Genomic DNA, 25,325 nt, shown 5'->3' with positions numbered 1-25,325 from the left:
TCCTAGTTGTCTGTGCAACCCCACATCCTTTTCCACTTAACAATTATTTTGGGACCTTAGCTGGTGGTCTGGGCTGTTTCCCTTTCGACTACGGATCTTAGCACTCGCAGTCTGACTGCCGACCATAATTCATTGGCATTCGGAGTTTATCTGAGATTGGTAATCCGGGATGGACCCCTCACCCAAACAGTGCTCTACCTCCAAGAATCTCTAATGTCGACGCTAGCCCTAAAGCTATTTCGGAGAGAACCAGCTATCTCCAAGTTCGTTTGGAATTTCTCCGCTACCCACAAGTCATCCAAGCACTTTTCAACGTGCCCTGGTTCGGTCCTCCAGTGCGTCTTACCGCACCTTCAACCTGCTCATGGGTAGGTCACATGGTTTCGGGTCTACGACATGATACTAATGCGCCCTATTCAGACTCGGTTTCCCTGCGGCTCCGTCTCTTCAACTTAACCTCGCATCATATCGTAACTCGCCGGTTCATTCTACAAAAGGCACGCTCTCACCCATTAACGGGCTCGAACTTGTTGTAGGCACACGGTTTCAGGTTCTATTTCACTCCCCTCCCGGGGTGCTTTTCACCTTTCCCTCACGGTACTGGTTCACTATCGGTCACTAGGGAGTATTTAGGGTTGGGAGATGGTCCTCCCAGATTCCGACGGGATTTCACGTGTCCCGCCGTACTCAGGATACTGCTAGGTACAAAGACTATTTTAAATACGAGGCTATTACTCTCTTTGGCTGATCTTCCCAAATCATTCTTCTATAATCTTTGAGTCCACATTGCAGTCCTACAACCCCGAAGAGTAAACTCTTCGGTTTGCCCTCCTGCCGTTTCGCTCGCCGCTACTAAGGCAATCGCTTTTGCTTTCTCTTCCTGCAGCTACTTAGATGTTTCAGTTCACTGCGTCTTCCTCCTCACATCCTTAACAGATGCGGGTAACAGGTAGTACCTGTTGGGTTCCCCCATTCGGAAATCCCTGGATCATCGCTTACTTACAGCTACCCAAGGCATATCGTCGTTTGTCACGTCCTTCTTCGGCTCCTAGTGCCAAGGCATCCACCGTGCGCCCTTATTAACTTAACCTTATTTTTTGACCTTTCAGTCATAAACTCTTTTAATACTACAGCGTTTCGGTTTATTTTCTTGTTACTATTTGATATAGATATTCAATTTTCAATGTGCATTACTTGGTGATCTCTCACCAATGGAGCCTAGCGGGATCGAACCGCTGACCTCCTGCGTGCAAAGCAGGCGCTCTCCCAGCTGAGCTAAGGCCCCACAAGACCTCTCAAGACTAAACAAGACCAATGTGCAGTTCCTTATCCTTAGAAAGGAGGTGATCCAGCCGCACCTTCCGATACGGCTACCTTGTTACGACTTCACCCCAATCATCTATCCCACCTTAGGCGGCTGGCTCCTAAAAGGTTACCTCACCGACTTCGGGTGTTACAAACTCTCGTGGTGTGACGGGCGGTGTGTACAAGGCCCGGGAACGTATTCACCGCGGCGTGCTGATCCGCGATTACTAGCGATTCCGACTTCATGTAGGCGAGTTGCAGCCTACAATCCGAACTGAGACTGGCTTTAAGAGATTAGCTTGCCGTCACCGGCTTGCGACTCGTTGTACCAGCCATTGTAGCACGTGTGTAGCCCAGGTCATAAGGGGCATGATGATTTGACGTCATCCCCACCTTCCTCCGGTTTATTACCGGCAGTCTCGCTAGAGTGCCCAACTGAATGATGGCAACTAACAATAGGGGTTGCGCTCGTTGCGGGACTTAACCCAACATCTCACGACACGAGCTGACGACAACCATGCACCACCTGTCACCTCTGTCCCGAAGGAAAACTCTATCTCTAGAGCGGTCAGAGGGATGTCAAGACCTGGTAAGGTTCTTCGCGTTGCTTCGAATTAAACCACATGCTCCACCGCTTGTGCGGGCCCCCGTCAATTCCTTTGAGTTTCAACCTTGCGGTCGTACTCCCCAGGCGGAGTGCTTAATGCGTTAGCTGCGGCACTAAACCCCGGAAAGGGTCTAACACCTAGCACTCATCGTTTACGGCGTGGACTACCAGGGTATCTAATCCTGTTTGCTCCCCACGCTTTCGAGCCTCAGCGTCAGTTACAAGCCAGAGAGCCGCTTTCGCCACCGGTGTTCCTCCATATATCTACGCATTTCACCGCTACACATGGAATTCCACTCTCCCCTCTTGCACTCAAGTTAAACAGTTTCCAAAGCGTACTATGGTTAAGCCACAGCCTTTAACTTCAGACTTATCTAACCGCCTGCGCTCGCTTTACGCCCAATAAATCCGGACAACGCTCGGGACCTACGTATTACCGCGGCTGCTGGCACGTAGTTAGCCGTCCCTTTCTGGTAAGATACCGTCACAGTGTGAACTTTCCACTCTCACACTCGTTCTTCTCTTACAACAGAGCTTTACGATCCGAAAACCTTCTTCACTCACGCGGCGTTGCTCGGTCAGACTTCCGTCCATTGCCGAAGATTCCCTACTGCTGCCTCCCGTAGGAGTCTGGGCCGTGTCTCAGTCCCAGTGTGGCCGATCACCCTCTCAGGTCGGCTATGTATCGTCGCCTTGGTGAGCCGTTACCTCACCAACTAGCTAATACAACGCAGGTCCATCTGGTAGTGATGCAATTGCACCTTTTAAGCAAATGTCATGCAACATCTACTCTTATGCGGTATTAGCTATCGTTTCCAATAGTTATCCCCCGCTACCAGGCAGGTTACCTACGCGTTACTCACCCGTTCGCAACTCATCCAGAGAAGCAAGCTCCTCCTTCAGCGTTCTACTTGCATGTATTAGGCACGCCGCCAGCGTTCGTCCTGAGCCAGGATCAAACTCTCATTAAAAGTTTGAGTTCTCACTCATTTCTGTCACTGACAGATTTATTGTTTTTTTCATTGTTCAGTACTATAACTTCAGTTATAGTGCCCTGCACATTGGTTCGTCTTGTTCAGTTTTCAAAGGTCTTTGTCACTCATTCTCTCTCGAGCGACAACTATATTAGTATATCACAGCTACCTGCCTCTGTCAACAGATTTTTTAAACTTTTTTCAAGTTTTTTTAGCCGCAATACACCATAGTCCGTACGGGATTCGAACCCGTGTTACCGCCGTGAAAAGGCGGTGTCTTAACCCCTTGACCAACGGACCTTGAGCTTTTCAACTCTTTCTATTATACCTACTTTTTTACCTTTGTCAAGGACTTTTTTCCCTCTTTACCGAAATTCTGAAAAGATTAGGGAAAAGAGCCAGTTAAACTGACTCCCTTTATTTATCTTGCCAATTAGTTGCACGTTCCTCTCCCCACCAGTAAGGGATCAATTCGGCAACCTTAATTGTTTTTCTTGTTTCGTAGTTCATCATGAACTCTGCTTCTTTATTTTCAGCATTCAATTCTAAGAGAAATTCTCTGCAAGCGCCACAGGGCATACCTGATTCTTCGCCGTAAGGAGGTTTATCTCGAAAGGCGAGGATTTTCTTAACTTTGGTCTGTCCTGAAAATTGATACATATTGAAGAGAGCCGCTCGTTCTGCACAGAGATGAAAAACGCCACAAGTGCCCTCCATACAAAATCCTGTGAAGATCTGACCATCTTCTGCTTCTACTGCAGCAACAACATGGTTAGCATAAACAAAGTCAGAAACTTCATGAGGATTGTATAAGGCTCGTGCTTCTTTATACATCTTTTCCCATGTATCCATCGGAAGTCCTTTTTATTTAGAAATCTCTTTCAGCATGTTTTCAATATGCTGGATTGACTTTTCACGTCCGAGTAAGAAAATGGTGTCTGGTAATTCTGGTCCATGCATTTCACCTGAAACGGCAATACGAATCGGCATGAAGAGGTTTTTCCCTTTGATACCTGTTTCTTTTTGAACTGCTTTGATTTGTGGGAAGATGTTTTCTGTCACAAATTCTTCATCTGTCATTGCTTCTAGTTTCGCTTTGAAGGCTTCCAGAACAACCGGAACGGTTTCTCCTGCCATGACCTCGCGCTCAGCGTCTGTCAGCTCTGGGAAATCTGAGAAGAAAAGATCTGTCAATGGAACGATTTCATCCACTGACTTCATTTGTGGTTTGTAGAGTTCTACCATTTTTTCAGATTTATCAGTCAAACGCCCTGCTTCTTCTAAGTATGGTTTAGCCATTTCAAAGATTGTCGCAAGATCAGCTCTCTTGATGTAGTCGTTGCTCATCCAGTCTAGTTTCTTCTGATCAAAGGCAGCTGGTGACTTGCTGAGACGATTTTCATCAAAGAGTTTAATCAATTCCTCACGAGAGAAAATTTCATCTTCGCCACCTGGATTCCAACCAAGAAGAGCGATAAAGTTAAAGACAGCTTCTGGAAGATAGCCTTTCTTACGGTAATCTTCGATAAATTGAAGGGTATTTGTATCGCGTTTAGACAATTTTTTACCCGTTTCAGAGTTGATGATCAAAGTCATGTGACCGAACTCTGGAGCTTCCCAACCAAGAGCTTCATAGACCATGAGCTGTTTTGGGGTGTTGGCAATGTGGTCATCACCGCGGATAACGTGAGAAATCTGCATATCGTGGTCATCAATAACAACAGCAAAGTTGTAAGTTGGGTAGCCATCTTTCTTTTGGATAACCCAGTCACCACCGATGTTGCCACCTTCAAACTCGATATCACCTTTGACCATGTCATGCCATTTGTAGATACCAGACTCATTAACAGCCAAACGGACAGTTGGGATGATACCAGCTGCTTCACGTTCTGCGATGTAAGCTACTTTTTCTTCTTCGCTCATGCCAAGATATTCATTGATGTAACGTGGTGTTTCACCTGCTGCTTCTTGACGTTCGCGCTCAGCCGCCAACTCTTCTTCTGTAACGTAAGATTTGTAGGCTTTTCCTTCAGCTAGCAATTGGTCGATGTATCTTTGATAGAGTTCCAAACGCTCTGATTGGCGGTAATTTTCATGAGTTTCTGGGCTTTCATCCCAATCCATGCCCAACCAGCGAAGATTTTCAAGTTGTGAGCGTTCTCCATCCTCAACATGGCGTTTACGGTCAGTATCTTCGATACGAATGATAAAAGTTCCACCATGATGGCGTGCGTAAAGGTAGTTAAACAATGCTGTACGGGCATTTCCGATGTGTAGGAGTCCTGTTGGACTTGGTGCGTAGCGTACGCGGATATCTTTTGACATAGTTTCTCCTATAAAGTCTCTAGGCGTCTGCCTTTTTGCTTTCTATATTATATCACAAGTCTCGCCTGAGTCCAATGTCTACGAATAAAGAGAGTAAAAAAGAGTGGACAAGCCACTCTTTTCTTCTATTATAGACGTGCGTTAAGCTCTTTGCTCAATTCTTCAAATCCTGGTTTTCCAAGAAGGGCAAACATGTTACGTTTGTAGGCTTCAACACCTGGTTGGTCAAATGGGTTTATGGCATTCAAGTAACCTGAAAGGGCGATAGCCAATTCGAAGAAGTAGATAGTGTAACCAAGAGTGAAGGCATCTTGCTCTGGAAGAGTTACGTACATGTTTGGCACATCACCGTCAGTGTGGGCAAGAAGAACACCGTCAGTTGCTTTTTTGTTTACAAAGTCAACGTCTTTTCCTTGAAGGTAACCAAGTCCGTCAAGGTCTTCTTCCAAAGTTGGAATGATCACGTTCTTACGTGGTTTGTCAACACGGACAACTGTTTCAAACATGATACGAGTTCCTTCTTGGATAAATTGACCCAATGAGTGCAAATCAGTTGAGAAGTTTGCTGAAGTTGGGTAAATACCTTTTTGGTCTTTCCCTTCTGACTCACCAGCCAATTGTTTCCACCATTCTGAGAAGTATTGAAGTGATGGTTCGTAGTTTACCAAGATTTCAGTAGCGTAGCCTTTACGGTAAAGGATGTTACGAACTGCTGCGTATTGGTAAGCTTCATTTTCTGAAAGTTTATCTGAAGTGTAGTCTTTACGAGCTGCATTCGCACCTTCCATAAGGGCTTTGATGTCTGCACCTGATGCTGCGATTGGAAGCAATCCAACTGCTGTCAATACTGAGAAGCGTCCACCGATATCATCTGGAACCACAAATGTTTCCCAACCGTTGGCATCTGCTTCAACCTTAACAGCACCTTTTTGGCGGTCAGTTGTGGCATAGATACGTTTGTTAGCTTCTTCTTGACCGTATTTCTTAACCAAGAGTTCTTTGAAGACACGGAAAGCAATAGCTGGTTCAGTTGTTGTTCCTGATTTAGAAATCACGTTTACTGAGAAGTCTTTGTCAGCTACGTACTCTACCAAGTCAGCAAGGTAAGTAGATGAGATTGAGTTTCCAGCGTAAAGGATTTGTGGAGCTTTGCGTTCTTCTTTTGTTTGCAAGTTTGCAAAGTGGTGGTTCAAGAAGTCGATGGCTGCTTTGGCACCAAGGTAAGATCCACCGATACCGATTACAACCAAAACATCGCTGTCTGATTTGATTTGCTCAGCAGCTTTCAAGATGCGGTCGAATTCTTCGCGGTCATAATTTTCAGGAAGGTCCAACCAACCCAAAAAGTCGCTACCAGCACCAGTTCCTTTACGGATCAATTCGTCTGCAGCTGTTACTTGTGCTTGCATGTATTCCACTTCATGTGGGGCAACAAATTTGTCTAAAACTTTTGAATAATCAAATTTAATATGTGACATGATAATCCTCCAAAATTTCTTCTTTTCTATCATAACGCTTACCTTCGATTTTTTCAAGCTTTTTTATTGAATTTGCCCAATTTTTATCAGAATTCAAACGTTTGCGTAAATTTGCTAAAATATAAAAAATCTGAAAGGACGAATAAAAACGGCTAGAGATTCTAACCGTTACAATTCATTTAATAAATACTCAAATAGTTCTAAATTGCCGTCTTCTTCATTGACCAGAAACTCTGGGTGCCACTGCAAGCCGATAATGCGATGCTCATCAATAGACTCAATCGCTTCGATGGTCTGATCTCTTGGATCAATAGCAGTCACACGGAAATTAGGCGCCAGGTCTTTGATACTTTGACGATGGACTGAGTTGACCTGACTTTCTTTGCCAAACAACTTAGCCACCACGCTTCCTTCTACTGTCTCAATAGAATGAGATGTTCCAAAAGGCAAGCCTTGCCAGTGACCTTCAATTTCTTGGTGGAGAGTGCCGCCAAAAGCAACATTGACCAGCTGAACCCCACGACAGATTGCCATAATTGGTTTATTCTGACGGAGCGCTTCTTTCAAGAGAGCTAGTTCAAACTCATCGCGTACAAGGTTGTAATCATCGCTCTCAATGGTCTTTTTCTCTCCATAAAACTGAGGATGGACATTTTGCCCACCTGTCAAGATGAGTTTGTCAATCATTTCCACATAATCGCGCACAATGGACTCATCCCCTACAGGAATTACTAAAGGGAGACCACCGACTTGACGAATGCTCTCTGCAAATTTACAGGATACAGATGAGTGAATGTTTTTCCCTTCTGCATCTACAGGACATAGATTTGCAGCAACTCCTACAACCGTTCTAGCCATGATGTGTCTCCTTTCGATTTTCTTGCGACAGTCTTATCTTATCACTCCACCCCTTTCCTGTCTAATATGTTTTTTTAAAGACCGTGATAAGTATTTTTTATGGACAAGAAAAAGCTGCCCAACGAGGACAACTTCTTTCTTATTCGAAGACAAATTGATTGTGATATAGTTCCGAGTAGAAACCGCCGAGTTTGAGCAACTCGTGATGATTTCCACGTTCAATAACCTCTCCATCTTTGAGGACAATAATCTGATCGGCATTGAGGATGGTCTTGAGACGATGGGCAATGACAAAACTGGTTCGTCCTGCTACAACTGCCTCCATAGCATGCTGGATTTTGCTTTCTGTTACGGTATCCACATTGGAAGTCGCTTCATCTAGGATTAGGACTTGAGGATCTGTCATCAAGGTCCGAGCGATGGAAATCAATTGTTTCTGCCCAGTCGAGAAGATATTTTGCTCATCATCAATAAGGGTATCATACTTATCAGGCAAGCTTTCGATATAATCATGAATATGAGTTGCCTTGGCAGCTGCTTCGACCATTTCCTGACTGGCATCTGGCACACCAAAGCGGATATTGTCTCGGATCGTTCCACTAAACAAGACCGAATCCTGCAAGACAATCCCGACCTTGCTCCGCAGGCTGTCCAAGTCGTAGTCACGGATGTCTTTGCCATCAAAGCAAATGCTGCCTGCATCCACATCGTAGAAACGATTGATGAGGTTCATGATGGTCGTTTTCCCTGAGCCAGTCGGACCGACAACTGCTATCATCTGCCCCTTAGGAGCTGAAATGCTAACATCTTTTAAAATCGGCTTGTCTGGCACATAAGAGAAATCAATGTGACTGATTTCAACGCCTTCTCGCAATTCCGTAAAGGCAGGCGCATTTTGCGGACGAATCTCTTCTTCTGCATCGAACATTTCTTGGATACGATCTGCCCCAGTAAAGGCCAACTGGAGGCTCCCCCAACTCGCAGCCACCTGGATAATCGGCTGGTAGTACTGCTGAGAAAATTGAGTAAACATGACAATCAAACCTAGGGCTGTCGTTGTTTCGATACTTGGATCGTTCAGCAAGACAGCCGAACCTGCAAAAATGACGATGGCCGTATTGACCAAGCTCATCCCATTCATAACAGGAAAGAGGATGCCTGAGAACATTCTCCCCTTAAAGGTTGCCTTGCGCACGCGCTCATTTTGCTCCACAAAGCCTGCTACGATGTCGTCTTGAATTCCTTGTACGATAACAGCTTTCTGCCCTGAAATACTTTCGTCCATGTAGGCGTTGAGTTTCCCTACCTCTTTTTGCTGGAGATTAGTGTATTTGCGGGCCATTTTCACGATGAAAACCAACATGAGAAAGGCTACTGGAGTACTGGCTACTGTTATCAGGGCGAGCGTCACATTTCTTGAAAACATGACAAAAATCAAACCGATGTAAAGAGCAATATTGCTCATGACCTGAACTAGGCTTTCATTGAAGGCTTGAAGGATGTTGTCCAAGTCACTCGTGAAGCGAGAAAGGATATCGCCATCCTGATGGCGGTCAAAGAAAGAAACCGTCAGACGAGAAAGTTTGCCAAAGAGACCCTTACGCATCTCATTTGTTGACTCAGCAATCACACGGGTCATCAAGGTCATGTAAATCAAACTAGATACCACTAAGGCGAGGACAACCAGAGCTAAATTCAGCATCAGAGTTGACAAACTCTGCCAGGCTAGGTCGGAAGTTCCATTTTGATAAGCCAGAACTAGGTTAGCGAGCTCCGTCACTGCTTGACCTGAAAAAACTGGAAAGAGGGCTTGGGCAATCGTCGCAACTGCAACCATCAGAATCACAATGACAAAGGAGAGCTTGTAAACTTTAAAATAATTCCAGAAAAATCGAACGGTTTTCATTTTATTCCTCCTTTCCCTTTTGTGTTTCGTAGATTTCGCGGTAGACGGCATTGTTAGCTACCAAGTCTGCATGCCGTCCTTCTCCAATCAAACGCCCTTGATCCAAGACCAAAATCTTGTCCGCATGGACGACTGAACTGATCTTTTGAGCGATGATAATGGTTGTTGTCCCTTTCAAATCTTTATTCAAAGCTTCCTGCACGAGTCTTTCTGACTTGGCATCTAGGGCCGAAGTCGAATCGTCAAAAATCAGGATACGGGGATCGCTGACAATCCCACGGGCAATCGACATCCGTTGTTTTTGTCCACCAGAAAAGTTGGTGCCACGTTCTTCGACCTGACTCTCAAATTTGTTTTCCATGCGTCCGATAAATTCGCTGGCTTGGGCGATTCGTGCTGCACGTTCCATTTCTGACACGCTGGCATTTCCTTTTCCTTGACGAAGATTATCTGCAATGGTCCCGCTAAAGAGAATAGCACGTTGCAAGACGATGGAAACTGTTTTACGCAAGGTTCCCTCGCTGACGTCTCGAATATCCTTGCCACCAATCTTGATAGATCCCTCCTGTGGATCAAAAAGTCGTGGAATTAACTGTGCTAGAGTGGACTTCCCTGCTCCAGTAGCCCCAACCACACCGACCATCTGACCAGGCGCAATTTCAAAGGTTACATTCTTCAGCATAGGCTCATCGTCATTAGGATAGGTGAAGGTCACATTTTCAAAAGAGAGACTTCCTTCTAACTCTTCATCCGGGAGATCTTTAAAGGTCATTGCTGGCTCGGTATCTAGAATCTCGCGGATACGACGCAAGGAAATCATGGCACGGCTGACAGAATTTCCTAAAAATCCAACCATGATAATGGTAAAGATAATCTGGCTGAGATAGTTGACAAAGGAAGCAATCGAGCCCACAACAGATGGATCTGACTGAGCCATACCAGCCACCAACCAGATAGAGAGGAAGACTGCCCCATAGCCGACTAGCATCATAACAGGTTCTATAACTGAGAAGGCATAACCAATATAAAGATTTTGGCCGAGAAGTTCATCTGAAACCTCGGTAAATTTGTCAAATTGTGCTTTTTCTTGTACAAAGGATTTGACCACGCGCACACCACGTAGATTTTCCTTGGCGATAGCATTGATCCGTTCAAGAAGGGTTTGAAACTTAGCAAATCGTGGCCCCATCATCCCCATCATGATGGCTGTTAGTGCAAAGATTAGGAGCACCATGAGGACAATCACCCACCAAAGCGATGGAAGAGTGTGGACCGCCAAGATAAAGGAACCGATAAAGAGAAGAGGGAGACGGAAAAGAATTTGAAAAGCCATCATCACCACATTCTGAATTTGGTTGATATCATTGGTCATACGGACGACAAGATTACCCGCATTAAACTGCTCGATATTGGCATAAGAAAAAGTCTGGATCTTGCGAAAAGCGTCTTCCCGAAGGTCCGAAGACACTCCTTGAGCAATATAGGCTGCAAGCGTTACATTGACCCCACCTGCAACCAGACCAACTAGGGCTACCCCTATCAACCAAGCGCCAATACTATAAATAGCCTCATGTTGACCGGCCAACAAAGCCTCTAACACCTCTTGCAAATAGCGCGGTTGCAAGAGCGAGCTCGCAACCATCAAGCCTGTCATCATTAGGGATGCCAAGGCCTGCCATTTATAGGTTTTTATTTTTTTAATGAGCATATTTCCTCCTAATAAAATAGATAAAGGGAGCGACATCCTGCGTCAGCTCCTTCTCATTCGTTCATATTGATGCTATTCTAGCAAAAAAGAGGCATCTTGTCAAAGAAGTCTCCTTATTATAAATTAGTACGCTTTCATCTACAGGTGATGCATGAAAAGGCTTTTTATGGTAAAATGAAAGGAAGAACTCTTACAAGGAGGAAAAGATGAAGAAACAAACCATCGCTGTCTTGGGTCCTGGTTCTTGGGGAACTGCCCTTTCGCAGGTCCTAAACGACAATGGACACGAGGTTCGAATTTGGGGAAATATTTCTGACCAAATTGATGAAATCAATAACCAACATACAAACAAACGCTACTTCAAAGATATCCTACTCGACGAAAAAATTAAAGCCTATCATGACTTAGAAGAAACACTAAAGGATGTGGATGCTGTTTTATTTGTAGTCCCAACAAAAGTAACGAGACTGGTTGCCCAACAAGTAGCAAAGGTGCTTGATCACAAGGTTGTCATCATGCATGCCTCCAAAGGATTGGAACCAGATAGCCACAAACGTCTATCAACTATTCTTGAAGAGGAAATTCCAGTCGATCTCCGTAGTGAAGTCGTCGTTGTTTCAGGACCTAGCCACGCTGAGGAAACTATTGTGCGAGATATTACCTTGATCACTGCAGCCTCTAAAGACCTCGAAACTGCCCAGTACGTCCAAAATCTCTTTAGCAATCACTACTTCCGTCTCTATACTAATACGGATGTTATCGGAGTTGAAACCGCTGGTGCTCTCAAAAACATCATCGCAGTTGGTGCAGGCGCATTACATGGTCTAGGATTTGGCGACAATGCCAAGGCGGCTATCATTGCCCGTGGCTTGGCTGAAATCACCCGTCTAGGGGTCGCTCTTGGAGCTAACCCTCTGACTTATAGCGGGCTTTCTGGAGTTGGGGATTTGATCGTAACGGGGACATCTGTCCACTCTCGTAACTGGAGGGCAGGTGATGCTCTCGGTCGTGGAGAATCCCTCGCAGACATCGAAGCAAACATGGGCATGGTTATCGAAGGAATCTCAACAACTCGAGCGGCTTACGAGCTAGCTCAGGAATTGGGTGTCTACATGCCAATCACACAGGCCATCTACCGAGTTATCTATGAAGGTGTCAACATCAAAGAAGCAATCACTGACATCATGAGCAATGAATTTAAAGCAGAAAACGAATGGTCATAGACCTTTATAGAAAGGAACATTATGAAACAACAAGTCAGAAAAGCAGTCATCCCTGCCGCTGGATTGGGAACTCGTTTCCTCCCAGCAACTAAGGCCTTGGCCAAGGAAATGTTGCCAATCGTAGACAAGCCAACTATCCAGTTTATCGTTGAAGAAGCCCTCAAGTCTGGAATCGAAGACATCTTGGTTGTTACGGGTAAGTCAAAACGTTCTATCGAGGACCACTTCGATTCAAACTTCGAATTGGAATACAACCTCAAAGAAAAAGGGAAAACAGATCTTCTGAAGCTAGTTGATGAGACAACCGGCATGCGCCTGCATTTTATCCGTCAAACACATCCACGTGGTCTCGGAGATGCTGTCTTGCAAGCCAAAGCTTTCGTTGGAAATGAACCTTTTGTCGTTATGCTTGGTGATGACTTGATGGATATCACAGACGAAAAGGCTGTTCCACTTACCAAACAACTCATGGATGACTACGAGCGTACCCACGCGTCTACTATCGCTGTCATGCCAGTCCCTCATGACGAAGTATCTGCTTATGGGGTTATTGCTCCGCAAGGCGAAGGAAAAGACGGTCTTTACAGTGTTGAAACCTTCGTTGAAAAACCTGCACCAGAGGATGCTCCTAGCGACCTTGCTATCATCGGACGTTACCTTCTCACACCAGAAATTTTCCAAATCCTCGAAAACCAAGCTCCAGGTGCAGGAAATGAAATTCAGCTGACAGATGCAATCGACACCCTCAATAAAACACAACGTGTATTTGCTCGTGAGTTCAAGGGGGCTCGTTACGATGTTGGAGACAAGTTTGGCTTTATGAAAACCTCCATCGACTACGCTCTCAAACATCCACAAGTCAAAGACGACTTGAAAGACTATCTCATCCAACTTGGGAAAGAGCTAGCTGAGGGGGAATAGAAGAAAAACAAGGCTCTTAAAGAAGGGCTTTGTTTTTGTGTTGAAGTTTGCAATAAAAAAGCCATCTTTGCAGATGACTTATTAGCAACCGAGTCGGTGCTCGCTTTTTCAAGTTGTGCACGGACAAAGCCTTATTTTAACTTGCTGTGTTGTTTCGAATGGTTCCAAAACTTTTTTGTATGATATAACAGAATATTTTAAAAATGAAGGGGGTTTCTATGGAGATTGATGTGTTTTTTGATTATTATTTAAAATCACTTAGGTTTTATTTTGGTGATAGGTGTAAGGATATTGGATTTATAAAGTTTTTCAAAGATGAAAACAATAGTTTTATTGCCATAGAGGATTATGTTTTAGAAGCATTAGTAATATTGTCAAATATTTTGAGTAAGGAGAGGATTGTGTTTTCTTGTGGATTTATTCATAGCAAGGGGGTAGTTACTGGAGTAGAAGTATGCATGAATGTATTAGAGTTAGAAAGATTAAATAATTTGTATAAGATATAGTTTTGGAGAATATTAAAAAACATTAGGTAAACTGTCTATGTAGGATGTGCGGAGTTGATAGTATCAATATTTCCTAGTTATAGAGCTGTGTTGTTTCGAATGGTTCCAATCTACACAAAAAGCTACTCATTTTTGAGTAGCTTTTTAACTATCCCCCCTACACATAGCTCATTCCCTTATAGCATAGGAAAACGGCTAGTGCGATATAAAGTACAGTTGCTCCGATTCGCTGGCTGGTACTGTACATCCTTCTCTCCCATTTGACTGGGAAGATGACTGCTAGAAAGGCCCCTCCTACTGCGCCACCGATATGCCCAGATAGGCTGATTCCTGGAATCAGAACACTTCCGATAATATTTATCACGAAAAGTGTCAGATAGGATTGCCCCAACTGCTGAATATAGGGGTTGCGAGTTGCGTAACGCAAGACGATAATCGCAGCAAATAGCCCGTATAGGGAAGTGGAGGCCCCTGCTGCTAGGACTTTTGGTGTGAAAGCAAAAACAAAGAGATTGCCCATCATTCCTGATAAGAGATAGAGAAAGAAGAACTGCTTAGAGCCGAAAATTTCCTCCACCTGTCGTCCAAGAAAGTAGAGTGAAATCATATTGACAATAAAATGCTCCCATCCGATATGCACAAATATGGCTGAAAAAAGGCGCCAAATCTGCTCAGGGAATAGGCGAATGATCGGTCCATACATGGCTCCAAACTGAAGCAGGGTATCTGCTCGTTCAAAATTTAAACCTGTAAGAACCAACATCAAGAGAAATACCAATGCTGTCACTAGGAGGAAGAAACTAGTCACAGGATAACGTTTATCAAAGATTTCCTTCATAGATTAGCACCGCCTGTACGGGAATATCATGGTTTTCCAAGTTAAACTCCTGAACCTGACAAGGGTAGATTGTACTCATCGTATGCCCAGCAAAATGTTCCAGATAGCGATCGTAGTATCCTCCACCATATCCGATCCGATAGCCCCCTGTTGTAAAAGCCAAGCCCGGAACATGGATTAAGTCAATCTGAGACGGATCCACAACTTCCAAGTCTCCTTTCGGTTCCAGTAAACCAAAGGAAGTTTTTACCAACTGCTGCGGATGATAGACCACAAACTCCATGCGCCCCTTGGGATAGGTTTTGGGTATCAAAACCTTCTTGCCGTCCTTCAGCGCCTGCTCAATCAGTCCCTGCGTTTGAAACTCATGCGGAAAAGAGAGGTAGGTTGCGATGACCTTGGCTTCTTGGTAAACAGGATGATTCAAAAATCGTTCTGTTAAGGCTTGATCCATAGCAATTTTTTGCTTTTGAGGAACAGCCTTCATTTCTTGCAAAATTTTCTTGCGTAGTTCTGCTTTCATAGACAATTCCTCTACTCTGCTGCCTTCTTTTTCAAGAAACTAGAGACCGCATCTACCCCAATGGCTAAGGCTTCTTCCTTAGGACTCATCTGAGGGTGATGAAGGGCGTAGGGACTATCGATACCTAGCCAGAACATAACGCCATCTACCTTCGAAAGGAGATAACCAAAGTCCTCACCAGTCATAGCAGGCTCGATATCAATCAACTCGATTCCGTCTTTCTCTTCAAAGAAGTCCATCAGTTCACGCGCCAAGGCTGGATTGTTCTCCACAGGCAGGTAGCCCCCTTGCTTGAGTTCTACTTCGACTTCCATATCAAAGGCTGCTGCAACCCCTTCTGCGACTGTCTTGACTCTTTTTTGTACCAAGAGGCTCATGTCCTGAGTCAAGGCGCGAATGGTTCCATGCAAAAAGGCTGTGTCTGTAATGACATTGTTGGTTGTTCCAGCTTGGAAAAGGCCAAAGGTCACCACCGCTCCCTCGATGGGATTGACATTGCGACTGACAACTGACTGCACCTGGGTTACAAAGTAACTAGCAGCCACCAAGGCGTCATTGGCTTCATGCGGAAAAGCTGCGTGTCCTCCTTTTCCTTTGAAACGAACCTTCACCTCACAAGTCCCTGCAAAGAGTGTATGAGTGTTGGTCGCAATCTGTCCGACCTTCAGATCCGGACGAACATGGAGACCATAAAATTGGTCTGGCAACCAATTTCCAAAAGCACCATCCTCATACATGAGCATCCCACCAGCTTCATTTTCTTCAGCAGGCTGAAATAGGAAGAGCAAATTATTCTTGGGTTGTTCCTCCAGGGCGCGTTCGAGACAGCCCAAGGCAATAGTCATATGAAAATCGTGTCCACAGGCATGCATGCGACCTTGGTGCTGAGAGGCAAAAGGCAGTCCGGTTTGTTCGACGATAGGCAGGCCATCAATGTCTGTTCGCCAACCAATGGTTCGTTCCGGCTGACTTCCCTGCAAATAAACCAGAATACCTGTCCGCCAAGTACGAATTTGAACAAAATCCTTGCCCGCAGTCAATTTCTCAATCACATCCAGCAAATAAGCCTGAGTCTTGAACTCTTCCAAGCCAATCTCTGGAATCTGGTGTAAATCTCGTCTAGTCTGAATCAAATCTAACATCTATCTGTCCTCCTATATAGCAGAAAGAGGCTGGAAAAAGGGTTCCGCCTCTTTTTTACTTTTACAATTACAAGGTACGAAGCGCATCCTCTAGCGCTGTTTTTTGTTGGGTTTGGGCATCAATTTCTTTGATGATACGAGCTGGAACACCTGCCACTACCACGTTTTCTGGAACATCTTGGGTAACAATAGCTCCTGCTGCAACAACTGAACCACTGCCGATTTGGACCCCTTCGATCACCACTGCATTAGCACCGATAAGAACATTATCTCCGACACGGACTGGTTCAGCACTAGCTGGCTCAATCACACCTGCCAAAACTGCACCTGCACCAACGTGGCTGTTTTTTCCAACAATAGCGCGACCACCAAGGATGGCACCCATGTCAATCATGGTTCCTGCACCAATTTCAGCACCGATATTGATAACTGCTCCCATCATGATAACAGCATTGTCACCAATTTCCACCTGGTCACGGATAATCGCACCTGGCTCGATACGAGCGTTGATCGCACGTTTGTCTAGCAAAGGAACTGCAGAATTACGAGCATCTTGCTCGACAACATAGTCTTGATTTTCTACTAAACCTTCAAGAAGCGGAGCCACGTCCTTCCAGTCTCCGAATAAAACATTTCCTAGTTTGACAACAGAGCTAGGCACAGCAGATGCGAGTTGCCCCTCAAAGGTTACTTTGACACTGGTTTTCTTTTCAGCATTGGCGATAAATTGGATAATTTCTTGAGCGTTCATTTTTGTAGCAGTCATAGGTGCCTCCTGGTTCGTTATAATGATACCTATTCTACCAAAAAAGGCTTCAAATTTGAAGCCTCAACTATCAAATAATCATCTTTACCTGGCTTGTTTTGCTTCTTCTACAGATAAGAAAATCATCGGAACGATAATCAACACCATAGCCAAGGCCAAAAAACCATCCATGACCAATCCCAGAAAAAGAACACTTAATAAAGCTGAAGAAAGCGGTTCGCTAGCACTCACCACCGATACAACCAGCGGGGAAACGAGGGACACGGCCTTCATAGATAGGAAGAAGGCAAAAGCAGTACCAAACACGGCAATCGTCAGACAAATCAACACACTTACCAGATCCACTTGAAAACTTATCTGATAAATAGGGTAGAGGAAATTACTAAAGAGTCCTGCCAGAATCATCCCCCAACCAACAGTCGGAACAAATCCGTAGCGCCGTGCAAAACGCTGGGGAAGGATAACATTAAACATGACCCCTACTGCACTGAGCAAACCTGTCACTAGAGCCAAAGGTGTCATGGACAACTGGGATAGATCCCCTTTTGTAGCCATCAAAAAAACACCTAGCATGGCAATCAAAACATAGAACACAGCTGTAATAGAAGCCTTCTTCTGGTAAATGATTCGATTGTAAAACAGGATAAAAACTGGGCTGATAAATTGCAAAATGGTCGCCGTCGTCGCATTCGAATACTCAACACAGAGATAAAAGAAAAACTGCACAGAAAAAATACCTAGAATAGCATAGGCTAAAAAAGGTAGATAATTTTTCTTATCACGCCAGATATCCAACAAGCGGCTACGCAACTGAAAAGCAGATAAACCTAAAACCAAACTCCCCGCCACTAGTAAACGCATAGAAGTAATCCATCCAGAAGATACTGGATAATGAGTGAAAAAATACTCTCCTAAAATCCCACAAATCCCCCAGATTAGGCCTGAGAGTAGCGAGTATACTGTTCCCTTAACAATCTTTTTCTGATAATGATTCATATTATTATTGTAACACGAAACCAACAAAGAAAAAAGTAGCAACAAGGAGAAATTACTAACCTTGCTACTACTCTTTCTTAACGATTAAATAGACGTGAACGTCCTGTAGAACCACTTTGAGTATTTCCACTCGAACTTGAACTTCCAGAGCTACTGCTTGAACTTGAGCCACTGCTTGAACTTGAGCTACTGTTTGAGCTTGGAGGAGTCACTGCCGGAATGCTCCCTAGAATATTCTTCCACGCGTTCAGATAATCTGCATCGCTTCCTCCAATAGCAAAGCGATAGGTGGTCACCGGGGCACCTTCTTTAGTCGCCCAGTAGCTCGTTACTGTTGATCCAGAAACTTCTATTTCTTTTCCATTGATAGAAACCTTGCCCGGTTTTTGCCCTGTAGATCGGAGAACTTGTGACTTGGTCACACTTGAATCCAGGTTAAAACGCTCATTCCCCCATATTCCAGGTTCAGCTTGTTGGATAGCATTGACCAAGTGGGCCATATAGTTGGCATTACGGTAGTGGCCTGCTCCTTTGGCTAGTGGTCGGTTGTCGTCGTGACCTAACCAGCCACCCAAAGTCAAGCGAGGTGTAGAAAGCATGAGCCACATATTTTCATCTTCATTGGTCGTACCAGTTTTTCCGATCCAGTCAGCACGAGCTAGGGATGGATTGATAGTCGTCAAGTCGGTCTGGAAGCTAGAAGTAATCCGAGATGAAATGACGTCACGGAGCAGACTTTGCATGATGGTTGCTGTCGCTTTTGAATAAACCTGCACAGGCTCATCCTTATGCTCATAGACCACTCGACCATCCGTTGACTCGATCTTAGCGATCATATGTTTCTTATGGTAAACTCCATTGTTGGCCAGAGTTTGATACCCGTTGGTATGCTGGGCAACTGTAACGTCAATCCCCCCACCCATCGGTAAACTTTCAATACCATATTCTGGGATTTCGTAACCCATTTTTTCCATATAGCCTTTGACATCAACACCCTTCTCTCGAAGCGTACGATACGTCCAGTAGGCTGGGATATTCCATGAGTAGTTAAGGGCTTCTCCCAATGTCATCATGCCCGTACCAGGACTATTGACATACATGATGGGATTCCCATTTGAGAAGTTGGTAGGATAGTTTGACAAGATACTTGCACTTCCCATCAAACCTTGGTCAATAGCGATACCATAGGCCAATATAGGTTTTGTAGTTGAAGCTGGAGAACGCTTGGTATCGATAGCGTGATTGTTCTGATTTTCTTGATAATTACGGCCACCAACAAATCCAAGGATAGCTCCCGTTTGGTTGTCCATGAGGACATTCCCCACCTCAGGCTGGCCTGTCGAATCATCTAGCAAATAGCCGTAGGTCGCAACCGCATTTTGCATCGCAGCATGAACATTTTTATTGATAGTTGTCGTAATCTTATATCCACCATTTTCAATTTCCTTAGTGGCTAAATCACGATAGGATTTCTGAATGGACTCATTCTTTAATTCTTGCGCAGAGACATTATCTCGTTGGACGAGGTAGTCGTACATGCGGTCAGTAGCTTCTGCCAAGGTTGCATAGTAGAGATAGTCGCGCGAAGTACCACTGACGCTACCTGATGGTAGAAAGTCTTGCTTGAAGTCATAATCCTTGTACTTGTCGTAATCTTCCTGACTCAGAGCTCCTGTCCGATACATATTGTAGAGGACATCCTTGGCACGCTTAATTCCCAAAGCCATATCCTCATCGCTCTTCATACTGCCGTCAGATTCATAAGGAGAATAACTAATAGGACTCTGTGGCAATCCTGCGATAAAGGCTGCTTGAGGGACCGTTAAATCCGAAGCATTGACCCCAAAGATTCCTTCTGCAGCCTGCTGGGCACCTGCAATATTTTGACCTTTATGATTGCGACCAAAAGGAGCAATGTTAAGGTAGGTTGTCAAAATCTCATCCTTACCCATGGCCCGTTCTAAAGCTAGAGCATCAATAATCTCTTTAGCCTTACGAGCCAGAGTTGGAGCATCCCCCACCACTTGCTGCTTGATGACCTGCTGAGTCAAGGTCGAACCACCACTAGATGAGCCTAGACCGACAAAGGTTCCCAAGGTCGCACGAATAACGGCCTTAGGCACAACTCCCTTGTGCTCATTGAAATGCTCGTCCTCTGTCGCAACAATAGCTTTCTTAAGGTTATCTGAGATAGCATCTGAAGCGACTGAAGTGCGCAATAAATCGCCCTCGATCGAGGCAATGGTACTGCCGTCAGAATAAGTGATTTCTGAGATGGAAGCAATATCCTTCACTTGCTTGACCAACTCTTCTGCTTGAGGCACCTGAGCCTTGTCAAATAGAGCAACTCCATAACCCATAGCTACACCAGCGCCAAACAGTCCACCGATAAAACCTAAGATAAAGAGAGTATTAAAAACTATTTTAAACCCACTCAAAACCTTAGCAAAAATAGACCCTGCCTTTCTAACGTTGTCAGAAGAGGTCCCCTTTTTACTGGTTTTCTTATTAGCTAGTTTTTCTGCTAGTCTTTTCTTCCATTTTGCAATTCGTTGCATTAGCTGCTGGAAAAAATGCAGCATTTTTGTTTTTAATTCATTAATTCTTTCTTTCATGAATGTCCTCGCTTTCTCTATTATACCATAAAAGGGAAACTTTCAATAAAATAGCCACTTTCTTCCCTATTCCACTAGGCTATTAATCAAGTTTGTGATACAATAGGTAGAAACAATATTTTATAAAGGAGAAAAGACACATGCACATTTTTGATGAGCTAAAAGAGCGTGGTTTGATTTTTCAAACGACTGATGAAGAAGCTTTGCGCAAAGCCCTAGAAGAAGGTCAAGTTTCTTATTATACTGGCTACGATCCAACTGCTGACAGCCTTCACCTAGGCCACCTTGTCGCAATCTTGACAAGTCGTCGTTTGCAACTAGCAGGTCACAAACCTTATGCGCTCGTTGGCGGTGCTACAGGTCTCATCGGAGATCCGTCCTTCAAAGATGCTGAGCGTAGTCTCCAAACAAAAGACACAGTAGAGGGCTGGGTCAAGTCTATCCAAGGACAACTTTCTCGTTTTCTTGACTTTGAAAATGGTGAAAATAAAGCTGTCATGGTCAACAACTACGACTGGTTTGGCAGCATCAGCTTCATTGATTTCCTCCGTGATATCGGAAAATACTTCACTGTCAACTACATGATGAGCAAGGAATCTGTGAAAAAACGGATCGAAACAGGGATTTCTTATACTGAGTTTGCCTACCAAATCATGCAAGGGTATGACTTCTACGTCCTTAACCAAGAGCACAACGTAACGCTACAAATCGGTGGTTCTGACCAGTGGGGAAATATGACAGCTGGTACCGAATTGCTTCGTCGTAAGGCTGACAAGACTGGTCACGTTATCACTGTGCCACTCATCACAGACGCAACTGGTAAGAAATTTGGTAAATCAGAAGGAAACGCAGTCTGGCTCAATCCTGAAAAGACTTCCCCATACGAAATGTACCAATTCTGGATGAACGTCATGGATGCAGACGCTGTTCGCTTCTTGAAGATCTTTACCTTCTTGTCACTTGATGAGATTGAAGACATCCGTAAACAATTTGAAGCGGCTCCACACGAACGCTTGGCTCAGAAAGTCTTGGCTCGTGAAGTCGTAACACTTGTTCACGGCGAAGAAGCCTACAAGGAAGCCCTTAACATCACAGAGCAACTCTTTGCCGGAAACATCAAAAACCTTTCTGTTAAAGAACTCAAACAAGGACTCCGTGGCGTGCCAAACTACCAAGTACAAGCAGATGAAAATCACAATATCGTGGAACTCCTCGTGTCATCTGGTGTGGTGAATTCCAAACGCCAAGCCCGTGAAGATGTCCAAAATGGAGCCATCTACGTCAACGGCGACCGTATCCAAGACCTTGACTATGTCTTGAGTGACGCAGATAAGTTAGAAAATGAACTCACTGTTATCCGCCGCGGAAAGAAGAAATACTTTGTTCTTACATACTAAAAAAGCAGACTGGAGGCATTTGCCATCCAGTCCTTTTTTTGCTAGACTAAAACTATGAATACAAACCTCAAACCAAAACTCCAACGCTTTGCTACTGCTAGCTCCTTTGCCTGCCCTATCTGCCAAGAAAATCTGGCCTTGGTAGAAACCAGTCTCAAGTGTAGCAATCGCCATTCTTTTGACTTGGCAAAATTCGGCTATGTCAATCTGGCTCCTCAAATCAAGCAATCTGCCAACTACGACAAGGAAAACTTTCAAAACCGCCAAGAAATCCTAGAAGCTGGCTTTTATCAGACTATCTTAGAAACCATCTCAGACCTGCTTGCAAGACTAGAAACTGCCAAAACTATCTTGGATATCGGTTGTGGCGAAGGCTTCTACTCTCGTAAACTCCAAGAAAGTCATCCTGACAAGACCTTCTATGCCTTTGATATTTCAAAAGATTCCGTTCAAATCGCTGCCAAGAGCGAACCCAACTGGGCGGTCAACTGGTTTGTCGGTGACCTAGCTCGCCTTCCTATAAAAGACGCTAGCATGGATATCCTGCTTGATATCTTTTCCCCTGCCAACTATGGTGAATTTCGCCGCGTTTTATCCAAAGACGGTATTTTAATCAAGGTCATCCCAACTGAAAATCACCTCAAAGAAATCCGTCAAATGGTGCAGGACCAGCTGACAAAGAAGGACTATTCTAATCAAGATATCAAAGAACATTTCCAGGAACACTTCAGCATCCAATCTAGCCAAATAGCTTCCCTAACAAAGCATATCACAGCAGAGCAACGCCAAGCCCTGCTTGCCATGACACCCTTACTCTTTCACGTTGATCATACCAATATTGACTGGAGTCAGTTGACTGAGATTACCATCGAAGCAGAGATTTTGGTTGGGAAAGCACTGTAAATTAGTTTAAATATGAAAAAACGCATCTATTAAAGCTGCGTTTTTGTTTAATCTTAGTTCAAGTGCCAGATATCTTCGTTGTACTGAGCGATTGTACGGTCAGATGAGAAGAATCCTGCTTTGGCAATGTTAACGATGACTTTATCCAACCATGCGTCACGGTCTTCGTAGTCAGCAAGCATTTGCTCTTTGACTTTGATGTAGTCTTCCAAGTCAAGGAGAGTCATGAACCAGTCTTTGTTGATCAATTCGTTGTAAAGACGTTCCAAGCGTTCTTTCTTACCTACTGCAAGAACAGCATCGCTCACGATGAAGTCAACCAATGGTTTGATAGCTTCACGAGCATAGAATTCGCTTGATTTGTAAGCTGCTTTTGCGTAAAGGTCGATAACGGTTTCTGAATCTTCACCAAAGATGTAGATATTTTCGTCGCCAACCAATTCAGCGATTTCCACGTTAGCTCCGTCCATAGTACCAAGAGTCAAGGCTCCGTTCAACATGAATTTCATGTTACCAGTACCTGAAGCTTCTTTAGAAGCAAGTGAGATTTGTTCTGAGATGTCACATGCTGGGATCAAGAAGCTTGCTGCAGTAACGTTGTAGTTTTCAACCATTACGACTTGCAAGTGTGGAGCTACAGCTGGATCGTTAGCAATCACTTCTGACAAGCAGAGGATCAAGTGAATGATGTCTTGAGCGATTGTGTAGGCAGGTGCTGCTTTACCACCAAAGAAGACTGTGATTGGACGAGCAGGGATGTTACCAGCCTTGATATCAAGGTATTTGTGGATAACATACAAAGCGTTCATTTGTTGGCGTTTGTACTCATGAAGACGTTTGATTTGGATATCAAAGATAGAGTTTGTATTGATTTCCACACCTTGGTGCTCTTTCAAGTGACGAGCCAATTTACGTTTGTTGTGAGCCTTGATGCTTTCCAATTTTTCTTTGACAGCAGCCTTGTCTTCGTATGACAAGAGTTTTTCAAGCTCATCTGCTTCATGATGCCAACCATGTCCAAGAATCTCATCCAAGTAGTGAGACAAGCTTGGGTTAGCATGCATGAGCCAACGACGGAATGTGATACCGTTTGTTTTGTTGTTGAATTTTTCTGGGTAGATGTCGTAGAAAGCTTTCAACTCTGAGTTCTTCAAGATTTCAGTGTGAAGAGCTGCAACCCCGTTTACACTGTATCCGTAGTGGATATCCATGTGAGCCATGTGAACACGTCCGCTCTCATCGATGATTTGAACAGCTGGGTCTTTGTATTCTGCCTTCACACGACGGTCCAATTCTTCGATGATTGGTACCAAGTGAGGAACCACTTCTTCTAAGAATTCAAGAGGCCATTTTTCAAGGGCTTCAGCAAGGATTGTGTGGTTAGTGTAGGCAGTCATGCTACGAACGATAGAGATTGCTTCATCAAGTTCGATACCACGCGCAGTCAAAAGACGGATCAATTCAGGAATCACCATTGATGGGTGAGTATCATTGATTTGTACAACTGCGTAGTCCGCAAGGTCATGCAAGTTGCTTCCTTTTTCGATCGCTTCGTCAATGATCAATTGCGCACCGTTTGAAACCATGAAGTATTGTTGGAAGATACGGAGCAATTCACCTTGCTTGTCGCTATCGTCTGGGTAAAGGAAGAGAGTCAAGTTGCGAGCGATATCTGTCTTGTCAAAGTTGATACCATCTTGGATGATTGAAGAATCAACTGAATCCAAGTCAAACAAACGCAAGCGGTTTTTAGTAGCTGTCTTGTAACCAGGTACATCGATATCATAAAGAGTAGATGTCAATGTGAAGTGTGCAAATGGCACTTGGTAGCTACGGCTTGAACGAACCAACCAGTTTTGGTCAGTCAACCAAGCATTAGGAATAGTTTCTTGTTGGTTGTTTTTAAGAACTTGTTGGAAAAGACCAAAGTGGTAGTTCAAACCAACACCGTCACCATTCAAACCAAGTGTAGCGATTGAGTCGATAAAGCAGGCTGCCAAACGTCCCAAACCACCGTTACCAAGTGATGGTTCCAATTCTACTTCTTCGATTTCGATCAACTCTTTGCCTGCATCAGCAAGTTCTTTTTTAACTTCGTCATAAAGACCAAGGTTAATCAAGTTGTTTGACAAGAGTTTACCAATCAAGAACTCAGCTGAGATATAGTAAACTTTCTTCTTACCAGTGTTCACTGGTTTTTGGCTGCTAGCAAGCTTGCTGTAGTTAAGAAGAGCAAGGTAAAGCTCTTCATTGCTACATTCTGCAATGGTTTTATTGTAACGTTTTTGTACAAATTCGTTTAATGGTAACATGTTTATGTGTCTCCTGATATTG

18 protein-coding genes, 2 tRNA genes and 2 rRNA genes (1 of these 22 running past the window's edge) are annotated in these 25,325 nt (G+C 44.2%); 5 read left to right on the top strand and 17 right to left on the bottom strand.

The window, feature by feature from the left end; all coding sequences use genetic code 11:
* The 10 genes from FD735_RS00715 to FD735_RS00665 form a co-directional block, all read right to left on the bottom strand.
* Positions 1-1,090: ribosomal RNA gene (locus FD735_RS00715) — 23S ribosomal RNA — on the bottom strand (it extends 1,814 nt beyond the left edge of the window).
* Between the two features lie 122 nt (positions 1,091-1,212).
* A tRNA-Ala gene (locus tag FD735_RS00710) sits at positions 1,213-1,285 on the bottom strand.
* A 51-nt stretch (positions 1,286-1,336) separates the two neighbouring features.
* Positions 1,337-2,883 (bottom strand): 16S ribosomal RNA (locus tag FD735_RS00705).
* The 16S and 23S rRNA genes sit together here with 2 tRNA genes alongside, the layout of an rRNA operon.
* Positions 2,884-3,114: 231 nt before the next feature.
* A tRNA-Glu gene (locus tag FD735_RS00695) sits at positions 3,115-3,186 on the bottom strand.
* Positions 3,187-3,303: 117 nt separating this feature from the next.
* A complete protein-coding gene (locus tag FD735_RS00690) occupies positions 3,304-3,738 on the bottom strand; it encodes a cytidine deaminase (RefSeq protein ID WP_125391816.1) in 435 nt (144 codons plus the stop codon).
* 12 nt (positions 3,739-3,750) lie between these two features.
* On the bottom strand, positions 3,751-5,211 hold the full coding sequence (gene gltX, locus FD735_RS00685; RefSeq protein WP_033629222.1) for a glutamate--tRNA ligase: 1,461 nt from the start codon (positions 5,209-5,211) through the stop codon (positions 3,751-3,753).
* A gap of 128 nt (positions 5,212-5,339) precedes the next feature.
* Positions 5,340-6,689 carry a glucose-6-phosphate isomerase gene (locus tag FD735_RS00680; RefSeq protein WP_000018248.1) on the bottom strand — a complete coding sequence of 450 codons (1,350 nt, stop codon included), beginning with the start codon at positions 6,687-6,689 and terminating at the stop codon, positions 5,340-5,342.
* Positions 6,690-6,857: 168 nt separating this feature from the next.
* Positions 6,858-7,547, bottom strand: a complete 690-nt coding sequence (locus FD735_RS00675) for a gamma-glutamyl-gamma-aminobutyrate hydrolase family protein (protein WP_049505384.1) — start codon at positions 7,545-7,547, stop codon at positions 6,858-6,860.
* Between the two features lie 139 nt (positions 7,548-7,686).
* Positions 7,687-9,453 (bottom strand): ABC transporter ATP-binding protein, encoded by a 1,767-nt coding sequence (locus tag FD735_RS00670; RefSeq protein WP_139658252.1) that lies wholly within the window; start codon positions 9,451-9,453, stop codon positions 7,687-7,689.
* A 1-nt stretch (position 9,454) separates the two neighbouring features.
* Entirely contained in the window at positions 9,455-11,161 is a 1,707-nt protein-coding gene (locus tag FD735_RS00665; protein ID WP_139658251.1) for an ABC transporter ATP-binding protein, read from the bottom strand.
* Between the two features lie 206 nt (positions 11,162-11,367).
* Here FD735_RS00665 and FD735_RS00660 point away from each other — a divergent pair, with 206 nt between their 5' ends.
* The 3 genes from FD735_RS00660 (at position 11,368) to FD735_RS00650 (ending at position 13,811) form a co-directional block, all read left to right on the top strand.
* The gene (locus FD735_RS00660; RefSeq protein WP_033585444.1) at positions 11,368-12,384 is read left to right on the top strand and encodes an NAD(P)H-dependent glycerol-3-phosphate dehydrogenase; all 1,017 of its coding nucleotides are present in this window, start codon (positions 11,368-11,370) and stop codon (positions 12,382-12,384) included.
* A gap of 21 nt (positions 12,385-12,405) precedes the next feature.
* Positions 12,406-13,305 carry a UTP--glucose-1-phosphate uridylyltransferase GalU gene (gene galU / locus FD735_RS00655; RefSeq protein ID WP_033629217.1) on the top strand — a complete coding sequence of 300 codons (900 nt, stop codon included), beginning with the start codon at positions 12,406-12,408 and terminating at the stop codon, positions 13,303-13,305.
* A 218-nt stretch (positions 13,306-13,523) separates the two neighbouring features.
* Positions 13,524-13,811, top strand: a complete 288-nt coding sequence (locus tag FD735_RS00650; protein WP_000401878.1) for a hypothetical protein — start codon at positions 13,524-13,526, stop codon at positions 13,809-13,811.
* A gap of 157 nt (positions 13,812-13,968) precedes the next feature.
* Here the strand turns inward: FD735_RS00650 and FD735_RS00645 are convergent, their stop codons facing one another.
* From FD735_RS00645 to pbp1b, 6 genes are all read right to left on the bottom strand, one after another.
* Entirely contained in the window at positions 13,969-14,649 is a 681-nt protein-coding gene (locus FD735_RS00645) for a rhomboid family intramembrane serine protease (RefSeq protein WP_139658250.1), read from the bottom strand.
* Positions 14,633-15,172: a 5-formyltetrahydrofolate cyclo-ligase gene (locus tag FD735_RS00640; RefSeq protein ID WP_139658249.1), complete on the bottom strand. Its 540-nt coding sequence runs from the start codon at positions 15,170-15,172 to the stop codon at positions 14,633-14,635. Before FD735_RS00640 ends, FD735_RS00645 begins: the two co-directional genes overlap by 17 nt.
* An 11-nt stretch (positions 15,173-15,183) precedes the next feature.
* Positions 15,184-16,314 carry an N-acetyldiaminopimelate deacetylase gene (locus FD735_RS00635; RefSeq protein WP_139658248.1) on the bottom strand — a complete coding sequence of 377 codons (1,131 nt, stop codon included), beginning with the start codon at positions 16,312-16,314 and terminating at the stop codon, positions 15,184-15,186.
* 67 nt (positions 16,315-16,381) lie between these two features.
* The gene (gene dapD / locus FD735_RS00630; RefSeq protein ID WP_139658247.1) at positions 16,382-17,080 is read right to left on the bottom strand and encodes a 2,3,4,5-tetrahydropyridine-2,6-dicarboxylate N-acetyltransferase; all 699 of its coding nucleotides are present in this window, start codon (positions 17,078-17,080) and stop codon (positions 16,382-16,384) included.
* A gap of 84 nt (positions 17,081-17,164) precedes the next feature.
* On the bottom strand, positions 17,165-18,076 hold the full coding sequence (locus FD735_RS00625; RefSeq protein WP_002892724.1) for a DMT family transporter: 912 nt from the start codon (positions 18,074-18,076) through the stop codon (positions 17,165-17,167).
* A 77-nt stretch (positions 18,077-18,153) separates the two neighbouring features.
* Complete coding sequence (gene pbp1b / locus FD735_RS00620) at positions 18,154-20,691, bottom strand: penicillin-binding protein PBP1B (RefSeq protein ID WP_139658246.1); 2,538 nt, start codon at positions 20,689-20,691, stop codon at positions 18,154-18,156.
* A gap of 140 nt (positions 20,692-20,831) precedes the next feature.
* On the opposite strand from pbp1b, the gene tyrS reads away from it, so the two are divergent.
* Entirely contained in the window at positions 20,832-22,088 is a 1,257-nt protein-coding gene (tyrS, locus tag FD735_RS00615) for a tyrosine--tRNA ligase (protein ID WP_000546901.1), read from the top strand.
* A 54-nt stretch (positions 22,089-22,142) separates the two neighbouring features.
* Complete coding sequence (locus FD735_RS00610; RefSeq protein WP_001095542.1) at positions 22,143-22,991, top strand: putative RNA methyltransferase; 849 nt, start codon at positions 22,143-22,145, stop codon at positions 22,989-22,991.
* 53 nt (positions 22,992-23,044) lie between these two features.
* Here the strand turns inward: FD735_RS00610 and glgP are convergent, their stop codons facing one another.
* Positions 23,045-25,303, bottom strand: a complete 2,259-nt coding sequence (gene glgP / locus FD735_RS00605) for a glycogen/starch/alpha-glucan family phosphorylase (RefSeq protein ID WP_139658245.1) — start codon at positions 25,301-25,303, stop codon at positions 23,045-23,047.
* Between the last annotated feature and the right edge of the window lie 22 nt (positions 25,304-25,325).

The sequence above is a fragment of the Streptococcus sp. 1643 genome, assembly GCF_006228325.1.
Classification (GTDB): Bacteria; Bacillota; Bacilli; order Lactobacillales; family Streptococcaceae; genus Streptococcus.
The sequence above is the reverse complement of the archived record's forward strand: the minus strand, read 5'-3'. Positions and strand labels throughout refer to the sequence as shown.